This window comes from Sedimenticola hydrogenitrophicus (genome assembly GCF_029017505.1).
Taxonomy (GTDB): domain Bacteria; phylum Pseudomonadota; class Gammaproteobacteria; order Chromatiales; family Chromatiaceae; genus Sedimenticola; species Sedimenticola hydrogenitrophicus_A.
On record NZ_JAQGEI010000046.1, the window covers coordinates 1 to 12869 of the forward strand.

At 64.6% G+C, this 12869-nt stretch carries 25 protein-coding genes; 21 read left to right on the forward strand and 4 right to left on the reverse strand.

Annotated elements, in window-relative coordinates:
- Window positions 1-230: 230 nt before the first annotated feature.
- Window positions 231-722 (reverse strand): S24 family peptidase, encoded by a 492-nt coding sequence (locus tag O9K64_RS21145; RefSeq protein WP_275100104.1) that lies wholly within the window; start codon window positions 720-722, stop codon window positions 231-233.
- A 395-nt stretch (window positions 723-1117) separates the two neighbouring features.
- Between O9K64_RS21145 and O9K64_RS21150 the strand changes: the two genes are divergently transcribed.
- A complete protein-coding gene (locus O9K64_RS21150; RefSeq protein ID WP_275100105.1) occupies window positions 1118-1408 on the forward strand; it encodes a helix-turn-helix domain-containing protein in 291 nt (96 codons plus the stop codon).
- 3 nt (window positions 1409-1411) lie between these two features.
- On the opposite strand, the gene O9K64_RS21155 is transcribed toward O9K64_RS21150, so the two are convergent.
- Window positions 1412-1870 carry a hypothetical protein gene (locus O9K64_RS21155; protein ID WP_275100106.1) on the reverse strand — a complete coding sequence of 153 codons (459 nt, stop codon included), beginning with the start codon at window positions 1868-1870 and terminating at the stop codon, window positions 1412-1414.
- A 110-nt stretch (window positions 1871-1980) separates the two neighbouring features.
- On the opposite strand from O9K64_RS21155, the gene O9K64_RS21160 reads away from it, so the two are divergent.
- The gene (locus O9K64_RS21160; RefSeq protein ID WP_275100107.1) at window positions 1981-2466 is read left to right on the forward strand and encodes a hypothetical protein; all 486 of its coding nucleotides are present in this window, start codon (window positions 1981-1983) and stop codon (window positions 2464-2466) included.
- Between the two features lie 26 nt (window positions 2467-2492).
- Here the strand turns inward: O9K64_RS21160 and O9K64_RS21165 are convergent, their stop codons facing one another.
- Window positions 2493-2762, reverse strand: a complete 270-nt coding sequence (locus O9K64_RS21165) for a hypothetical protein (protein ID WP_275100108.1) — start codon at window positions 2760-2762, stop codon at window positions 2493-2495.
- A gap of 25 nt (window positions 2763-2787) precedes the next feature.
- Here O9K64_RS21165 and O9K64_RS21170 point away from each other — a divergent pair, with 25 nt between their 5' ends.
- From O9K64_RS21170 to O9K64_RS21250, 17 genes are all read left to right on the forward strand, one after another.
- Window positions 2788-2994, forward strand: coding sequence for a hypothetical protein (locus O9K64_RS21170; RefSeq protein ID WP_275100109.1), 207 nt, complete (start codon window positions 2788-2790; stop codon window positions 2992-2994).
- A complete protein-coding gene (locus tag O9K64_RS21175) occupies window positions 2991-5006 on the forward strand; it encodes a transposase domain-containing protein (protein WP_275100110.1) in 2016 nt (671 codons plus the stop codon). Before O9K64_RS21170 ends, O9K64_RS21175 begins: the two co-directional genes overlap by 4 nt.
- Window positions 5007-5093: 87 nt before the next feature.
- The gene (locus tag O9K64_RS21180) at window positions 5094-6050 is read left to right on the forward strand and encodes an AAA family ATPase (protein WP_275100111.1); all 957 of its coding nucleotides are present in this window, start codon (window positions 5094-5096) and stop codon (window positions 6048-6050) included.
- Window positions 6047-6358, forward strand: coding sequence for a hypothetical protein (locus O9K64_RS21185; RefSeq protein ID WP_275100112.1), 312 nt, complete (start codon window positions 6047-6049; stop codon window positions 6356-6358). The genes O9K64_RS21180 and O9K64_RS21185 overlap by 4 nt, the downstream gene beginning before the upstream one ends.
- Window positions 6355-6726 (forward strand): hypothetical protein, encoded by a 372-nt coding sequence (locus O9K64_RS21190; protein WP_275100113.1) that lies wholly within the window; start codon window positions 6355-6357, stop codon window positions 6724-6726. Before O9K64_RS21185 ends, O9K64_RS21190 begins: the two co-directional genes overlap by 4 nt.
- Entirely contained in the window at window positions 6723-7058 is a 336-nt protein-coding gene (locus tag O9K64_RS21195; protein WP_275100114.1) for a hypothetical protein, read from the forward strand. The genes O9K64_RS21190 and O9K64_RS21195 overlap by 4 nt, the downstream gene beginning before the upstream one ends.
- 10 nt (window positions 7059-7068) lie before the next feature.
- On the forward strand, window positions 7069-7683 hold the full coding sequence (locus O9K64_RS21200; protein ID WP_275100115.1) for a DUF3164 family protein: 615 nt from the start codon (window positions 7069-7071) through the stop codon (window positions 7681-7683).
- 9 nt (window positions 7684-7692) lie between these two features.
- Window positions 7693-7893, forward strand: a complete 201-nt coding sequence (locus O9K64_RS21205; RefSeq protein ID WP_275100116.1) for a hypothetical protein — start codon at window positions 7693-7695, stop codon at window positions 7891-7893.
- Entirely contained in the window at window positions 7890-8078 is a 189-nt protein-coding gene (locus O9K64_RS21210) for a hypothetical protein (protein ID WP_275100117.1), read from the forward strand. The genes O9K64_RS21205 and O9K64_RS21210 overlap by 4 nt, the downstream gene beginning before the upstream one ends.
- Complete coding sequence (locus O9K64_RS21215; protein ID WP_275100118.1) at window positions 8075-8731, forward strand: hypothetical protein; 657 nt, start codon at window positions 8075-8077, stop codon at window positions 8729-8731. Before O9K64_RS21210 ends, O9K64_RS21215 begins: the two co-directional genes overlap by 4 nt.
- A complete protein-coding gene (locus O9K64_RS21220; RefSeq protein WP_275100119.1) occupies window positions 8728-8943 on the forward strand; it encodes a DUF551 domain-containing protein in 216 nt (71 codons plus the stop codon). Before O9K64_RS21215 ends, O9K64_RS21220 begins: the two co-directional genes overlap by 4 nt.
- Window positions 8940-9209, forward strand: a complete 270-nt coding sequence (locus O9K64_RS21225; RefSeq protein ID WP_275100120.1) for a hypothetical protein — start codon at window positions 8940-8942, stop codon at window positions 9207-9209. Before O9K64_RS21220 ends, O9K64_RS21225 begins: the two co-directional genes overlap by 4 nt.
- Window positions 9206-9910: a DUF2786 domain-containing protein gene (locus tag O9K64_RS21230; RefSeq protein WP_275100121.1), complete on the forward strand. Its 705-nt coding sequence runs from the start codon at window positions 9206-9208 to the stop codon at window positions 9908-9910. Before O9K64_RS21225 ends, O9K64_RS21230 begins: the two co-directional genes overlap by 4 nt.
- Complete coding sequence (locus O9K64_RS21235; protein WP_275100122.1) at window positions 9907-10347, forward strand: hypothetical protein; 441 nt, start codon at window positions 9907-9909, stop codon at window positions 10345-10347. The genes O9K64_RS21230 and O9K64_RS21235 overlap by 4 nt, the downstream gene beginning before the upstream one ends.
- Window positions 10344-10811 (forward strand): hypothetical protein, encoded by a 468-nt coding sequence (locus O9K64_RS21240; RefSeq protein WP_275100123.1) that lies wholly within the window; start codon window positions 10344-10346, stop codon window positions 10809-10811. The genes O9K64_RS21235 and O9K64_RS21240 overlap by 4 nt, the downstream gene beginning before the upstream one ends.
- Entirely contained in the window at window positions 10808-11434 is a 627-nt protein-coding gene (locus O9K64_RS21245) for a regulatory protein GemA (RefSeq protein WP_275100124.1), read from the forward strand. The genes O9K64_RS21240 and O9K64_RS21245 overlap by 4 nt, the downstream gene beginning before the upstream one ends.
- On the forward strand, window positions 11425-11910 hold the full coding sequence (locus O9K64_RS21250; RefSeq protein WP_275100125.1) for a hypothetical protein: 486 nt from the start codon (window positions 11425-11427) through the stop codon (window positions 11908-11910). The genes O9K64_RS21245 and O9K64_RS21250 overlap by 10 nt, the downstream gene beginning before the upstream one ends.
- Here O9K64_RS21250 and O9K64_RS21255 read toward each other — a convergent pair.
- Complete coding sequence (locus O9K64_RS21255; RefSeq protein WP_275100126.1) at window positions 11869-12057, reverse strand: hypothetical protein; 189 nt, start codon at window positions 12055-12057, stop codon at window positions 11869-11871. The genes O9K64_RS21250 and O9K64_RS21255 overlap by 42 nt on opposite strands.
- A gap of 18 nt (window positions 12058-12075) precedes the next feature.
- On the opposite strand from O9K64_RS21255, the gene O9K64_RS21260 reads away from it, so the two are divergent.
- Window positions 12076-12432, forward strand: a complete 357-nt coding sequence (locus O9K64_RS21260; RefSeq protein WP_275100127.1) for a hypothetical protein — start codon at window positions 12076-12078, stop codon at window positions 12430-12432.
- Window positions 12429-12860 (forward strand): hypothetical protein, encoded by a 432-nt coding sequence (locus O9K64_RS21265; protein ID WP_275100128.1) that lies wholly within the window; start codon window positions 12429-12431, stop codon window positions 12858-12860. Before O9K64_RS21260 ends, O9K64_RS21265 begins: the two co-directional genes overlap by 4 nt.
- The last annotated feature ends 9 nt before the right edge of the window (window positions 12861-12869 follow it).

Consider the following 12869-nt stretch of genomic DNA (forward strand, 5'->3'; position numbering starts at 1 on the left):
TGAGGGGAGACACTTAGAAAGAGAAACATGGGGTGGCGCGCAATGATGAGCGATACCGAGCAATAGTGAGCAGGGAATCAATGACTTGGGCGCGATTAGGTGGCGTGGCGACGATTTCGCTTGAGTCTGCGAAAGTCGCGGCGATTTGTCCAGTATGGCCATTATCCCCGGTAGAATTGCGAAAGTGCGGCATCTGTTCACGTACCTTTTAAAGATCGTTTAAGGGCTGGCTACATGCGGCGGCCGGTCCAGACGACGCGGCCGACGATCGCCAGGTCTTCACCTGGTGCTTCCAGGGAGAGGTTGAACGGTTCGTAGGCAGGGTTGTCGCTGGTGACTTTGACCTGGCGGCCCGGGAGGCGCTGCAGGCGCTTGACCAGCAGGCTGCCATCCATCCTTAGCACATAGATCCCATCCCGGGGCACGGCCTGGGCGCTGCGGCGATCCACTAGGATCACGTCACCTGGCCGGAGGGTGGGCTCCATCGATTCACCATCCACATAGATCAGGTAGAGATCGCCCGGGCTGGCGTGCAGCTCCTGCTGGATCCACTGGCGCTTGAAGGCCAGGGAGTCGATGATCTGCTCCTCCTCCACTACGGCGCCGTGGCCCGCGGCGGCCCGCACATCGTAGAGCGGCACCAGGGCGTACTCCTCGCTATGCTCCTTGATCTGGTTTCCGATCGACGCCTCCTTGGGTGCCGCCAGATCTTCCAGTCGCATCCTTCCCTCACCGGTGACTAGCCAATGGGCATTAATGCCTACCTTGGTAATTGACTGGATCGCTTCACCGCCAGGGACGCGGTGGTCGCTCTCATATTTTTTCAGCGTACTGATAGGTATCCCCGTTTGGGTGCTGAATTCCTCGATAGCAAGCCCAATAGTGCGCCGCGCATGAGATAGCCGGTTCCCGATTGTATCCTGACGCACTTCTAGCTCCCTAAGTGCGTCACCGGTGACGCACTTCCTTTCGTAGTGACGCACTTTCTTAAGTTATTGTTTTTAGTTACTTTCATTGACTTAAGCCTAAAATATTAGGAAACCCTAAAGCGCGTCACTTAACGTAAGTTCCCGAATGGGGTTGACGAAGGTTCCCTATTGGGTTTATTGTTTGGACCATGAACACAACACGCAAGCAAAAAAAACAGGACTGGCACCGGGCCGATATCGTCTGCGCGTTGCGCAAGGCCGGCTGGTCGCTGCGCAGCCTGTCCACCCATCACGGCTACGCCTCCCCAACCACCCTGACGAATGCCCTGGACCGGCCCTGGCCGAAGGGCGAGCGGTTGATCGCCGAGGCCATTGGGATCGATCCCGCCGTCATCTGGCCGAGCCGATATCCGCAGGATACCGCAGGCGGCGCCGGTGCGTCACATGAATTGCGAAAAGTCAAAGGGAGAGCCGCGTGACAATTAGAACCGACTTACATCCAGCATCCCCACATAGGCGGGATAGAGAGACCCGCGAAACAGGGTCTCCCAGCGCAGATGCCATAGTGGCTGCACAGCCAGTACCTGGGTTGGATCGTAGTCCAGACCCTTCATGTGCTGCACCTGCCAAAGCGCCCGCTGGATCTGCTCCAGGCGCACGGCCAGCGCCCCGCTTTGCAACGGTGAAAGAGGCGCGAGACATCGCTGCAGAGTGTCGGCGTCTGGCGGATCTCCATAAGGGGCCAGCTGCACGAAACGATGGCCCAGGCGTATCGCCTCTTCAAGGGTTGGCGCATCGGCCATATCGCCTGGCGGTACGGCTTTGGCAATGGCTTCGCGCTCGGCTTCCAGGTCGGCGGCAGGCATGAATATGAATGTCTGCACCATGTTGTGTAGCACATCTTCAGGCATCGGATACAAGTGGCTGGTGTCTTTCGGCATGGTGTTCTCTCTGTTGTTTTTGTTCGACGGACACAGCCTAGCCCAGGCCGGCAGCGGCTGCCAGGGCAATCCGGCACCGGTTTTGGAAGACGTTTTAAAGGGGGTTTCCAATGCGTAAGCGTAATAGGAAGCGGGTGGCTCCGACCTCTTTGCGCCACGCTATCGAGCTGTGCCTGGAGTACGCCCGGGAGCGGCGGCGCCTGTCGGTTGACCGGGTGGCTGACCTGATGGGGATGCCGAGCAAGTGGGCGCTGTACAAGTGGCTGGAGAACGGCCGGTTGCCGGCGATCCTGATCCGCCCGTTCGAGCACGCCTGCGGCTGCACCTATGTGACCCAGTACCTGGCCACCAGCGCGCACAAGCTGCTGGTGGATATCCCCAGCGGGAAGCCGGCCCAGGATGAGGACGTGCTGCAGCTGCAGACGGGATTCAACGATGCGGTGAACCTACTGGCCCGGTTCTACCGGGGCGAGGGGTCCGCCGATGAGACGATGGCGGCGCTGAGCCAGGCCATGAGTGAGATCGCCGGGCACCGGGAGAATGTCAGCAAGGCGCTGACGCCGGAGCTGGAGCTGTTTGAGGAGGGAGTGGAATGAATCGTCAGCCAGCACCTGGGATATGGCTAATCACCCTGCCGCATCGGTTTGAGCTGGTATTCCTTGTTTTTCAGTCGGCCCAGGTCTTCCACGACAACCTTAAAGTGCTTCACCGCCTTTGCCAGATCATCCAGGTTGACCTGGACGCATTCTTTGGACATCTGGTCCGGGGTGAGGTGAAAGCGATCTGCGATATTCGTATTGGGCGCTGCGCCGAGGATAGAGCGCAGGTTCTGATAATACTCATCGAGTTCACGCAGATGAGGTGTGATTGTTTCCTTCCTGTAGATAGGCATAACAGCATTCCTGAAGAGGTGATACATGAGCAATGAAGAATTAATCATTTTTCGTGAGCGCGCAAGCCACCTGACGCCGATCCTGGAAAAACGCTATCAGCATTTGGTGGAGCTGCTGCTAGCGCTCTGCGAGGGTGAGCGTGACTGGGATGTGGACATCGAGCTGGCGCTGGAGGATGTCAAAAGCGCCGCTGAGCTGCTGATCCCGATCCGCGAGGAGGAGTCGTTTTGACCAAGGAGTGGTTTACCGTCCGCGAGATCGCCGAGGCGATGGGAGAGCCAAAGCGCAAGATTGAGCGCACCGCCGTCCGCGAATCCTGGCCATTCGAGGAGTCCACTGGCCGCGGCGGTACCCGGCGACTGTACCGGCTGGATGCCATGCCCCATGCCGCCCAGGTCGCCCTGCTCAAAACCCACGCCCCGGTCCCCGTGCTGACCGAGGCCGACCTGACCCCCTCCCCCAAACGCCAGCGTCCGGTGCACAGCGAGGAGGCGCTATCCTCGCGCTGGGAGCGGCTGCGGGACAGCCAGCGAGAGAAGGCGGAGGCGAAGTGCACCGCGATCCGCGCCGCCGTCACGGCGCACGAGCGCAGCGGCGTACCGCTGACCACGGCCCTGCAGACGGCCGCCACCGGCACCCCCTGGAGCTACGCCACCCTGCGCGACGCTTACTACGGCAAGGGGGCCAAGGCCGGGCTGGTGGATTACCCGCGTCACCTGTGGGCGCTGGTGCTGGCCCCGGGGCACCTGGGGCGCACCGCCACCGCCGAGTGCGACCCCGCCGCCTGGGCCGCCTTCAAGGCAGACTACCTGCGCCAGGAGGAGCCGACGCTGGAGATGTGCTATCGCACCCTGCAGCGGCTGGCCGCGGTGCACGACTGGACCATACCGGGCAGCAGCAAATCGCTGGCCCGGCGCCTGGAACGGGAGATGAGCTACCGGGCTCAGGTGTTCCTGCGCAAGGGGCCGGAGGCGCTGGCGAGGATGTTCCCGGCCCAGCGGCGCGACCGGACCGCGCTGCACGCCCTGGAGCTGGTGAACGCCGACGGCCACAAGTTCGACAATTTCGTGGAGTGGCCGGATGGCGAGATCGGACGCCCCATTCTGGTGGGCTGGCAGGATATCCGCTCGGGGAAGATGCTCTCCTGGCGCGTCGACAAGACAGAGAGTTCCGATGGTTATCGGCTCTCCTTCGCTGACCTGCTGCGCGAGCACGGCAAACCCGGCGGGGCGATCCTGGACAACGGCCGCGGCGCGGCCGCCAAGATCCTGACCGGCGGCATGTCCACGCGGTTCCGCTTCAAGGTCAAGGAGGAGGAGCCGCTGGGCCTGTTCACCCACCTGCTGGGCGAGGAGAACACCCACTTCGCCAAGCCGTACCACGGCCAATCAAAGCCCATTGAACGTGCCTTCCGCGACCTGGCGAGCGACGTATCCAAGGACGCCCGCCTGGCCGGCGCCTACACCGGCAAGAACCCCACCGCCAAGCCGGAGAACTACGGCAGCCGCGCCGTGCCGTTGGCTCGCTTCCTGGAAGTGCTGGAGGACGGCATCCGCCAGCACAACGCCCGGAAGGGTCGGCGCGGCATGGGCATGGACGGCCGCAGCTTCGATGAAGTGTTTGCCGAGAGCTACCAGGCCAACGCCCACCTGATCCAACGCCCGACCCAGGCGCAGCTCTCGCGCTGGCTGCTGGCAGCGGTGGACATCACCGCCAACAAGCTCACCGGTGCGGTAAAGGTCCACGGCAACGAGTACGTCTCCGATGCGCTGACCGAGGCCCTGGCGGGCCGCTCGGCGGCCGAGCGGCGGGTGGTGGTGCGGCTGGACCCCGACAACCTGCTCCTGCCGGTGATGGTCGAGACCCTGGACGGGCGCCTGATCGGCGAGGCCAAGCTCAATGGCCCGGTGCGCTTCATCGACACCCAAGCCGGCCGCGATCGGGCGCGGGACGAGCAGCGCCTGGCACGGATCACCAAAGAGGAGGCGGCCATCCACCAACGGATGAGCCAGGCCGAACTGGACCGCCTGATCGATACCGCCGCCCAGGCCGACCGCGAGCAGGAGGCAGAGACCCCTGCCCAGCAAAACCACAAGCTGGTGCGCGGTGCGTTCGGCAAGGCCAAGCGGGTGGCCGGAAGCGACATCGATCTGCCGGATGATGACCTGGTGCTGGGGGGAGACGAATTCATCCTGCGCCTGGCGGCCCAGAACACCGGCAGTGTGCTGGACCGGGACGACTGATTCAAGAACGCCCGGCGGGGTGGCATCCCCGCCGGACGGTGGCGGTGCTTGCCTTACAGCAAGAACAACAACAACAGGAGTATAGCAATGAACGATGCAGTAGCAATGGCCCGGACCGGGCTGGAAGACGAGCAGATCCTGCACGACCTGGTGCGGGTCGAAATGGCCAGCGCCGGCCTGTCCCAGGAGCGAGCCTCTACCGAGATCGGTATCTCCGGCTCGGCACTGTCGCAATGGCTGTCCGGCAAGTATCCGAGCGATCCAGCAGAGCTGGAACTCAAAATCCGCCGCTGGCTGGACGCCCGCACCGAGCGTGCCAGGATGACCGCGGCGCTCCCCACCGCCCCCGCCTGGGTGGAGACCACCACCGCCCGGCGCATCCTGGCCGGCCTCTCCTACGCCCAGATGGCCGGCGATATCGCCGTGGTCTACGGCGGCGCGGGGCTGGGCAAGACCAAGGCGGCGCGCCACTACGCCATCGGCCATCCCAACGTCTGGGTGGCCACCATGACCAGCAGCACCAACACCCTCGGCCCCTGCCTGGAGCGGGTGGCGCTGGCCTGCGGCCTGCGCCCCACCAACACCCGGGCCTGCCGCATCGAGGCCGACCTGGTGGAACGGCTGGAGGAGACCAACGGCCTGCTGATCATCGACGAGGCCCAGCACCTCAACACCCGCGCCATCGAGGCGCTGCGCGGCCTGCACGACGCCACCGGCGTCGGCCTGGCCATCATGGGCAATGAGATCATCTACACCCGCATCACCGGCGGGCGCCGCTCCGCCGAGTTCGCCCAGCTGTTCAGCCGCATCGGCAAACGGGTGCGCCTGACCCGACCCCGCAAGGATGACGTGGAGGCGCTGCTGGAAGCCTGGGGCATCACCGCCCGCGAAGAGCGCGAGGCGGTGCTGGAGATCGCCCGCAGCCAAGGCGCCCTGCGCATGGTCACCAAGTGCCTGCGCCTGGCCACCCTGTTCGCCAAGGGCGAGGGGGTCAACCTGCGCCACATCCGCGCCGCCTGGCGCGACTTGGGGGGTGAGGGATGAACGCCATCACCGAACTCCCCATCGTCCGGGGTCTGCACGCCCGCAACGCGCAGAACGCCCACATGCAGGCCAAGCTGGCCGATGCCGGCGCCTGCCTGGAGGCACTGATCCGCCACGGCTACACCGTGCTGCGCATCGAGCTGGAAGGGGCCAAGCCGGTGGTGTGGATCCAGGGCTGCGCCCAGTGCGACAAGCTGATCGGCGCCTGGTACCGCATCGAGGGCACACATCAGGGGCGGCGCTACACCTGGCAGGCCCCGGTGCTGGCATGCCGCGTCCAGTGGCAGACACAGGGGGAACACTCATGACCTGTCCACTTTGCGGTAAATCCGGGGACTGGGCGCCCCGCCACACGGTCTGTCCCGACTGCGTCAACCGGCTCAAGCTGGATGACCCGCGCGAGGAGCTCGACACCCCGCCCTACACCGTGGTGCTGGCGGAGCAGATCCGCGGGGCCATCGGCGAGTTCGTTCCGCTGCCGAGCCAGGAGCACCTGGAGCACATCATCACGGAGGTGCTGTTCGAGGCCGCCAACGCCATCCGCGCCGGGCATGAGATTGAACTGGAGTACCTGGGCCGGTTCGGCGTGCGTTCGGTATGCCAACAGCCGTTCATCACCTACCAGGCCGCCGAGTACCTGCTGCCGCGGCCGGCCAACCTGGAGGAGTCAGCATGAACAAAGGGGATGTGTTACAGGCGCTCGCCCGCCACATCGGCGCGCACCAGGGCATCACGGCGCGGGACCTGGTCATCGAGATCAGCGGCCAGTCCGACCCGCACCGGGGCGACCAGCGCCGCCTGCGCCAGCTCATCACCGAGCTGCGCATGGAAGGCCACCACGTCTGTGCGCACCCCTCCACCGGCTACTTCATCGCCCGCGATGAGGCCGAACTGAACCGCACCTGCGCATACCTTGAAGAGCGGGCGATGGCCTCGCTCGCCCAGGTCTCACGCATGAAACGCACCTCGCTGCCCGACCTGCTCGGCCAGCTCAGACTACCGACCTAGGAGACTATCCATGAACGAACCCATCCCAACCGGCTACATGCGCAACGCCGCCGGCCACCTGGTGCCCGAGGCCCAGGTGCGCGAGCAAGACAAACTGCGTGACGACCGGGTGCGCTACCTGGTCGATCTCGCCAAGTCCCTGAACCATGCGCTGACGACATTCAAACGCCAGGCCCTGGACGAGATCGAGGACCTGGTGCAGATCGCCGCCGAGCGCTACGACACCCGCATCGGCGGGCGCAAGGGGAACATCCAGCTCTCCAGCTACGACGGCCGCTACAAAGTCTGCAGGCACGTCGCCGACCGCATCGCCTTCACCGAAGAGTTGGAGGCGGCGAAATCCCTGATCAACGGCTGCATCACCCGCTGGAGCGAGGGGGCGAACAACAACATCCGCGCCCTGGTCGACCGGGCCTTCCGCACCGACACCCAGGGGCAGATCAAAACGGCCGCGGTGCTGGAGCTGCTGCGCCTGGAGATCGACGACGCCGAGTGGCTGCGGGCGATGGACGCCCTGCGCGATAGCATCCAGACCGTCGGTACCGCGATCTATGTGCGGGTCTACGAGCGCATCGGCGACAGCGACCAGTACCGGGCGATCCCGCTCGACCTGGCGTCTGTGTAGGGGGCGGCCATGCAACTGCAGATCAACCAGAACGGCGCATGGCGCAACTGCCTCAGCTACCCCGCCGCGCGTGACGCCGAGGTGCGCTACCACGCCGTCAGATTGGCGCGAGCGGCAGACGTGAAGCTCCGTGTCCTGAACGACGACGGTCAAGTCGTCACCTGGTGGACGGCGGATGAAGGGTGGACAACGCCCAGGAGGCAATCGTGACCACACCACAACAGCAGGGCACCATCCGCGCCAACGTGCGCCGGGCACGGATCAGGCGGCTGCGCGAGGACATTGCCCGGATCGAGAAGCACATGCCGCACCGCGGTCCGGACACCCAGCGCCGGGCCGAGGATACCCTGGCGCCCATGACGGCCGAACTCAAACAACTGGAGATGGAATCATGAACACGACCGAACTCCTGAGCCGCTTCTGCGGCAAGAACGACATCCGCGAGTATCTCAACACCCCCCTCCGTAAAGGGGGGTACCTCTACGCCTCCAACGGCCACATCGCCGTGCGGGTGGTGGATGAGCCGGCCGTGGAGGCATTTGCCGTGATCGCACTTGACGGCGGTACTGCTATCGACAAGGTTGTCAGCGGCATCGAGCAGATGCTGGCCGACACCTACCAGCCGGACGCTCACCGCCTGGCGGATACCAATGCCGCCCAGATGTTGGCCGCGGCGGAGCCCTGCGAATACTGCAAGGGCACGGGCGTCACGCCAAAATGTGAACGGTGTAATAACACCGGCCTCGTTACAAGTCTCAGCAGTCTGGACGAGTGCCCGGCCTGTGGGGGCAACACCGATGCACCAGGGACGCACTGCATCGCTTGCGATGGCACCGGAAAGGACGTTATGGAACTGAGGGTGTCGCTCGGCCACGCCTACTACAACCCGCGCTACATCGCCCTGCTGGCCGAACTGCCCAATGCCACCCTGTACAACGCCGAGCCGATCGATGACCCCTATTACTACGTCCCCGGCCTGGTCCGCTTCGATGGCGGCCTGGCGCTGGTCATGCCGATGATTCCGCCGCGTGGGGAGGTGGCGGCATGAGTGCGCAGAATTGGATACCCGCCACCCAGCGCAGTCCGGAGCCACTGCTCGACGTCCTGGTCACCTGGGTCTCCGACCTGCTGGACGGCCCGGCGGTCGATATGGCATTTGTCAATCCGGCCGGCCACTGGCTGCTGACCGGTTCGGTAACGCCTATCCAGGTCACCCACTGGATGCCCCTGCCCGAGCCGGCAGAGGAGGCTGCCCGATGATGATCTACGGATGGGATGACACCGGCACCGCACGGGGCGAGATCGTGGCGGGCCGGATTCCCGCCAGTGACCTGGACTTCGGCCTGGACCATGTCGCCGCCGCGCTTGGCTGGGAGAAAGCCTTCAGCTCCTTCCAGAAGGCCAGCACCGAGCTGGTTATCCAGATGCGTAAGGAAGGTACCGGCACGGAACTGATCGACACCGTGCGCCAGATCAAGGCCAGCTATGTGCCGATCGTGGTGGATGAGGTGGGGGATAAATCGTGAACGATAACGACAAGATCATCGACAAGATCAAGAAATGCCTGGCCCTGTCAGCCAGCGCCAACGAGCACGAAGCCGAGGCTGCCCTGCGCCAGGCCCGGAAACTGATGGAGGCGCACAACGTCACCGAGATGGATGTGCACGCGGCTCAGGCAGAGGAGCGCCGGGCCAATGCCGGGGCAAAGAATAAGCCCGCCGACTGGGAGGCCGCACTGGCTTCGCGGATAGCGGTGGCCTTTGGCTGTCGCCTCATCTTTTCAGGGGGTTACTGGTCACAGCCTGGCGAGTGGGTATTCATCGGCTGCGGAACGGCGCCGGAGATAGCGCACTACGCGTTTACCGTGCTGCATCGGCAGGCCAAGCGTGCCCGGAATGACCACATCAAGTCCAGGCTCAAGCGCTGCAAACCGGCCAACAAGACCCGCCGCGCCGACCTGTTCAGCACGGGCTGGGTGAGCGCCGTGGTCGGCAAGATAGTCAGCCTGGCCGGATCTGAACAGCAAACCACCGCCATCGATGCCTACTTGGCCAAGCGGTATGAAAGCCGGGAAACCCTGGCCGCCAGAAACCGCAACGAAGGGCGCCGGCTGCGCGACCACGAGTGGGATGATCTGTCAGCCGGGCGGCAGTCCGGCCGGCAAGCTGAACTTAACCGAGGGGTGTCTGGAACCGAAGGGCGCGCCGCACTGGAGGGGGGCAAATGAGCCAGCCAAAGAACCCCGCGTCTGAAGTCCTGGACTGGCACGACGCCACCACCGAAAAGCCTGACGCCGATATGACGGTGCTCTGCTGGGACACCGAAGGCTTCTTCTGCGGCTACTGGGATGACTCGGTCCCCGGGTGGATCGCCTGTGAAAGCGGTGGGGTGGTGGCTGGGGTGACGCACTGGTCAAGCCCGGAAGGGCCGAATTCTTCCGAGGCGCGAGCAGAGGACATGGTCCTGGCGGAACGTGAGGCGTGCGCACTGGCGTGCGAAACGCTGCCGCTTACCCTCGCAGACCACAAGTACCCGTCAACCAGCGGGCGAACGCTGATTCGCATAACGGAGGCCGGGTGCAGGGGAGCGTTTGCCGCCGCGATCCGTGCGCGCTCCGCGGTTCATGCCTGTAAGTGCATAGCGGAGGATGTAAGAGAAATATGAATCAACCAACCAAAGAACAGTGGGATGAAGTCGCCAAGGAGATGGACCGCCTGTTCGGATCTGTCTACCTGCGCTGTGATGGCTACCTGGTCAGCACGCACCTGGAGCGGGACAGCAAGACCAACCGGCTCTACATCATTGTGTACGTAGATGGCGGGTTTAAGGGCGAGTGGATAGAAGTCGTCGATGACCCGGAGGAATTCTCCGACATCCCAAAGCGGTTTTGCCGGCACGTTTCACGCCAGCGCAGGTCCGCCAAAGATCTGAAGCTATGCGAAAAGCTCTACGGCAAGCGGGAGTGCAGAAAACGGGGGTACTACGACCGCCGCTATCTTTCCCGGGCAGACTGGTTAAAACCCATGCCCCTGATCCGCCACCTGAAAAAGCACAACACCGATATCGAGGTGCTGACCTACGAAACGTACAAAGCAGCGCTCGATGCAAAACGAGAGGCCCAGGCATGAACAACCCACGTCGCACCGACCTAGCCAAGATCCACATGGGCGCCAAGCAGCTCGGCATGGACCCGGCGGACAAGTCGCCGGACAGCGATTACCGCCGCATGCTGTGGACCCAGGCGCGGGTGAACTCCTCCGCCGACCTGGACGCCCACGGGCGGGCGAAGGTGATCGCCCACCTGCGCCAGTGCGGGGCCCGGTTCAGCGCGCCGCGCAAGGCCGGCCGGCGGCCCCACAATTACGCCCAGCTGCCGCAGTACATCACCAAGGTGGAGGCATTGCTGGCGGACATGGGGCTCTCCTGGGCTTATGCCGACAGCATCGCCCGCAACATCACCGGCGGCAAGGGTGCGCCGGCGCAGGGTAAGGCCCCCGGCGTGGCGCGCCTGGCCTGGGTCGAGCGGCCCGAGCACTGGCGCGCCATTGTCGCCGCGCTGGTGGTGGAGCAGGAGAAGCGCGCCAAGCACGCCACCATCCAGGCGCTGCTGGGACGGCTGGGGCTGACCGAGGCCTACGTGGCGCCGTGGCTGAACGGCCAGGGCTATCAGGCCAAAAACTGGCACCGCCAGCGGCGGCTGATGAACCTGATCATCGATCACCTGGCCGAGCGGGTGGACGCATGCAGCTGAACTGCCCCCGCTGCAGCGAACGTTTCTCCCTGGAGTCCGCCGTCGAGGATGAGAGCGGCCGGCGGTTCATGGCGCTGCTGGGCCGCTGCGGCGGGTTGTCCCGCGAGCTGGTGACCTACCTGGGGCTGTTCCGTCCGCGCACCCAGTCGCTGCGCTGGTCCCGCGCCCTGGCCCTGGCCGAGGAGGTGGAGGCCCTGAGCGGACAGCACGGCGAGGCGGTGATCGCCCAGGCGATCCGCGAGACGCTGGAGGCGATGCGCCCGCGGATGGGCGCCGGCTGGAAGCCGCTGAAGAATCACAACTACCTGATGCGGGTGCTGGAGTCGGTAGCCGAGCGCGGTCAGGCGCTGGTTGAAATGCCGTCAAACGGCCATCAACGCCCGGTTACAGGGGGTGTAAACGGGCGCAAGCTGACCGCCACCGAGACCGCCGTCCTAGCGATCCGCTCCGTCAACTTCGGCGACGACGATGCGTAGCGTAACCCGGATCTTCTTGTTGTCTGACAGTTCTGCTATGGCGTTCGGGGCGGCAAACTCCAGCGCGGCTATGCATACTTCGTCCACGCCAAGCGCCTCGGCAATGTGCTGCTCAATCTCAGATAAGGGGGTGTCGTGAAAGCTCATGTCAAAGTACCTGCTTGGTTGGGTGAAATCGTCAAGTATCACATGGAACGGCTGCGCCTGCTGAATCTGGATGGCGCGCCGGCCGGAGTGGCGATGGGTGAGGTGACCCGCATCTGGGCCGAGACCTTGGCAGGTAGGAATATCGTCTGGGACAAGGAGCTAGATACGCTGCGCCTACACCGGGGATTCATGGAGCTGGCGGCCAACTGCGACCGCTGGCCCTCCCCGAACATGCTGATGCAGAGATTGCCGTCCCGCCCACAACGTCAAGCCCTGCCCGCCCCCCAGATCACCGAGGAGCAGCGGCAGCGCAACCTGCGGGCGATCCGCTGCATGCTGCGCGACGCCCTGAACCTGAAGGGGCGGCCGCAATGATGGGCGCCCCCGGCCAGATCCCCGCCCACTACCTGCCGGACTCCGTCCAGGAGTTGATCGAGGTGGTCGGCCTGGCGGCCACCCTGGTGATCGTCGAAGAACGAGGCGGTATCCGTCTGTGCGTGCCCGCCAGAGCGACGCCCGACCACTGGCTGGCGGACCGCATCGGTATGCCAGCGCTGACCGCCCTGGTGGAGCGCTATCAGAACGAGGAGATCGAGGTAGCCCGCTGCGTCGCCGCTCTGAGGGCGGTGCAGGAGCAGCAGATCGTCCGTGAGGCCGAGGCCGGGGCCTCCAACGCCACCCTGGCGCGTCGCTACGGCTACACCGAGCGCGGCATCCGCAAGCTGCGCCGGCGGGTGGAGGGCGAGCTGGCCGACGCCACTGCCCAGGGCCAGCTGTTTGCGTTCGAGACAGCGGGCGGGTAATCTGTAAAA

What these genes read in the sequence shown, in the direction of transcription:
- O9K64_RS21200 (WP_275100115.1), top strand. Translation starts at nt 7,069, where the DNA reads ATGAACGAACCCATCCCAACCGGCTACATGCGCAACGCCGCCGGCCAC.
- O9K64_RS21165 (WP_275100108.1), bottom strand. Translation starts at nt 2,762, where the DNA reads ATGCCTATCTACAGGAAGGAAACAATCACACCTCATCTGCGTGAACTC.
- O9K64_RS21235 (WP_275100122.1), top strand. Translation starts at nt 9,907, where the DNA reads ATGAGCCAGCCAAAGAACCCCGCGTCTGAAGTCCTGGACTGGCACGAC.
- O9K64_RS21170 (WP_275100109.1), top strand. Translation starts at nt 2,788, where the DNA reads ATGAGCAATGAAGAATTAATCATTTTTCGTGAGCGCGCAAGCCACCTG.
- O9K64_RS21195 (WP_275100114.1), top strand. Translation starts at nt 6,723, where the DNA reads ATGAACAAAGGGGATGTGTTACAGGCGCTCGCCCGCCACATCGGCGCG.
- O9K64_RS21225 (WP_275100120.1), top strand. Translation starts at nt 8,940, where the DNA reads ATGATGATCTACGGATGGGATGACACCGGCACCGCACGGGGCGAGATC.
- O9K64_RS21160 (WP_275100107.1), top strand. Translation starts at nt 1,981, where the DNA reads ATGCGTAAGCGTAATAGGAAGCGGGTGGCTCCGACCTCTTTGCGCCAC.
- O9K64_RS21220 (WP_275100119.1), top strand. Translation starts at nt 8,728, where the DNA reads ATGAGTGCGCAGAATTGGATACCCGCCACCCAGCGCAGTCCGGAGCCA.
- O9K64_RS21265 (WP_275100128.1), top strand. Translation starts at nt 12,429, where the DNA reads ATGATGGGCGCCCCCGGCCAGATCCCCGCCCACTACCTGCCGGACTCC.
- O9K64_RS21255 (WP_275100126.1), bottom strand. Translation starts at nt 12,057, where the DNA reads ATGAGCTTTCACGACACCCCCTTATCTGAGATTGAGCAGCACATTGCC.
- O9K64_RS21240 (WP_275100123.1), top strand. Translation starts at nt 10,344, where the DNA reads ATGAATCAACCAACCAAAGAACAGTGGGATGAAGTCGCCAAGGAGATG.
- O9K64_RS21150 (WP_275100105.1), top strand. Translation starts at nt 1,118, where the DNA reads ATGAACACAACACGCAAGCAAAAAAAACAGGACTGGCACCGGGCCGAT.
- O9K64_RS21190 (WP_275100113.1), top strand. Translation starts at nt 6,355, where the DNA reads ATGACCTGTCCACTTTGCGGTAAATCCGGGGACTGGGCGCCCCGCCAC.
- O9K64_RS21250 (WP_275100125.1), top strand. Translation starts at nt 11,425, where the DNA reads ATGCAGCTGAACTGCCCCCGCTGCAGCGAACGTTTCTCCCTGGAGTCC.
- O9K64_RS21180 (WP_275100111.1), top strand. Translation starts at nt 5,094, where the DNA reads ATGAACGATGCAGTAGCAATGGCCCGGACCGGGCTGGAAGACGAGCAG.
- O9K64_RS21185 (WP_275100112.1), top strand. Translation starts at nt 6,047, where the DNA reads ATGAACGCCATCACCGAACTCCCCATCGTCCGGGGTCTGCACGCCCGC.
- O9K64_RS21205 (WP_275100116.1), top strand. Translation starts at nt 7,693, where the DNA reads ATGCAACTGCAGATCAACCAGAACGGCGCATGGCGCAACTGCCTCAGC.
- O9K64_RS21215 (WP_275100118.1), top strand. Translation starts at nt 8,075, where the DNA reads ATGAACACGACCGAACTCCTGAGCCGCTTCTGCGGCAAGAACGACATC.
- O9K64_RS21155 (WP_275100106.1), bottom strand. Translation starts at nt 1,870, where the DNA reads ATGCCGAAAGACACCAGCCACTTGTATCCGATGCCTGAAGATGTGCTA.
- O9K64_RS21245 (WP_275100124.1), top strand. Translation starts at nt 10,808, where the DNA reads ATGAACAACCCACGTCGCACCGACCTAGCCAAGATCCACATGGGCGCC.
- O9K64_RS21145 (WP_275100104.1), bottom strand. Translation starts at nt 722, where the DNA reads ATGCGACTGGAAGATCTGGCGGCACCCAAGGAGGCGTCGATCGGAAAC.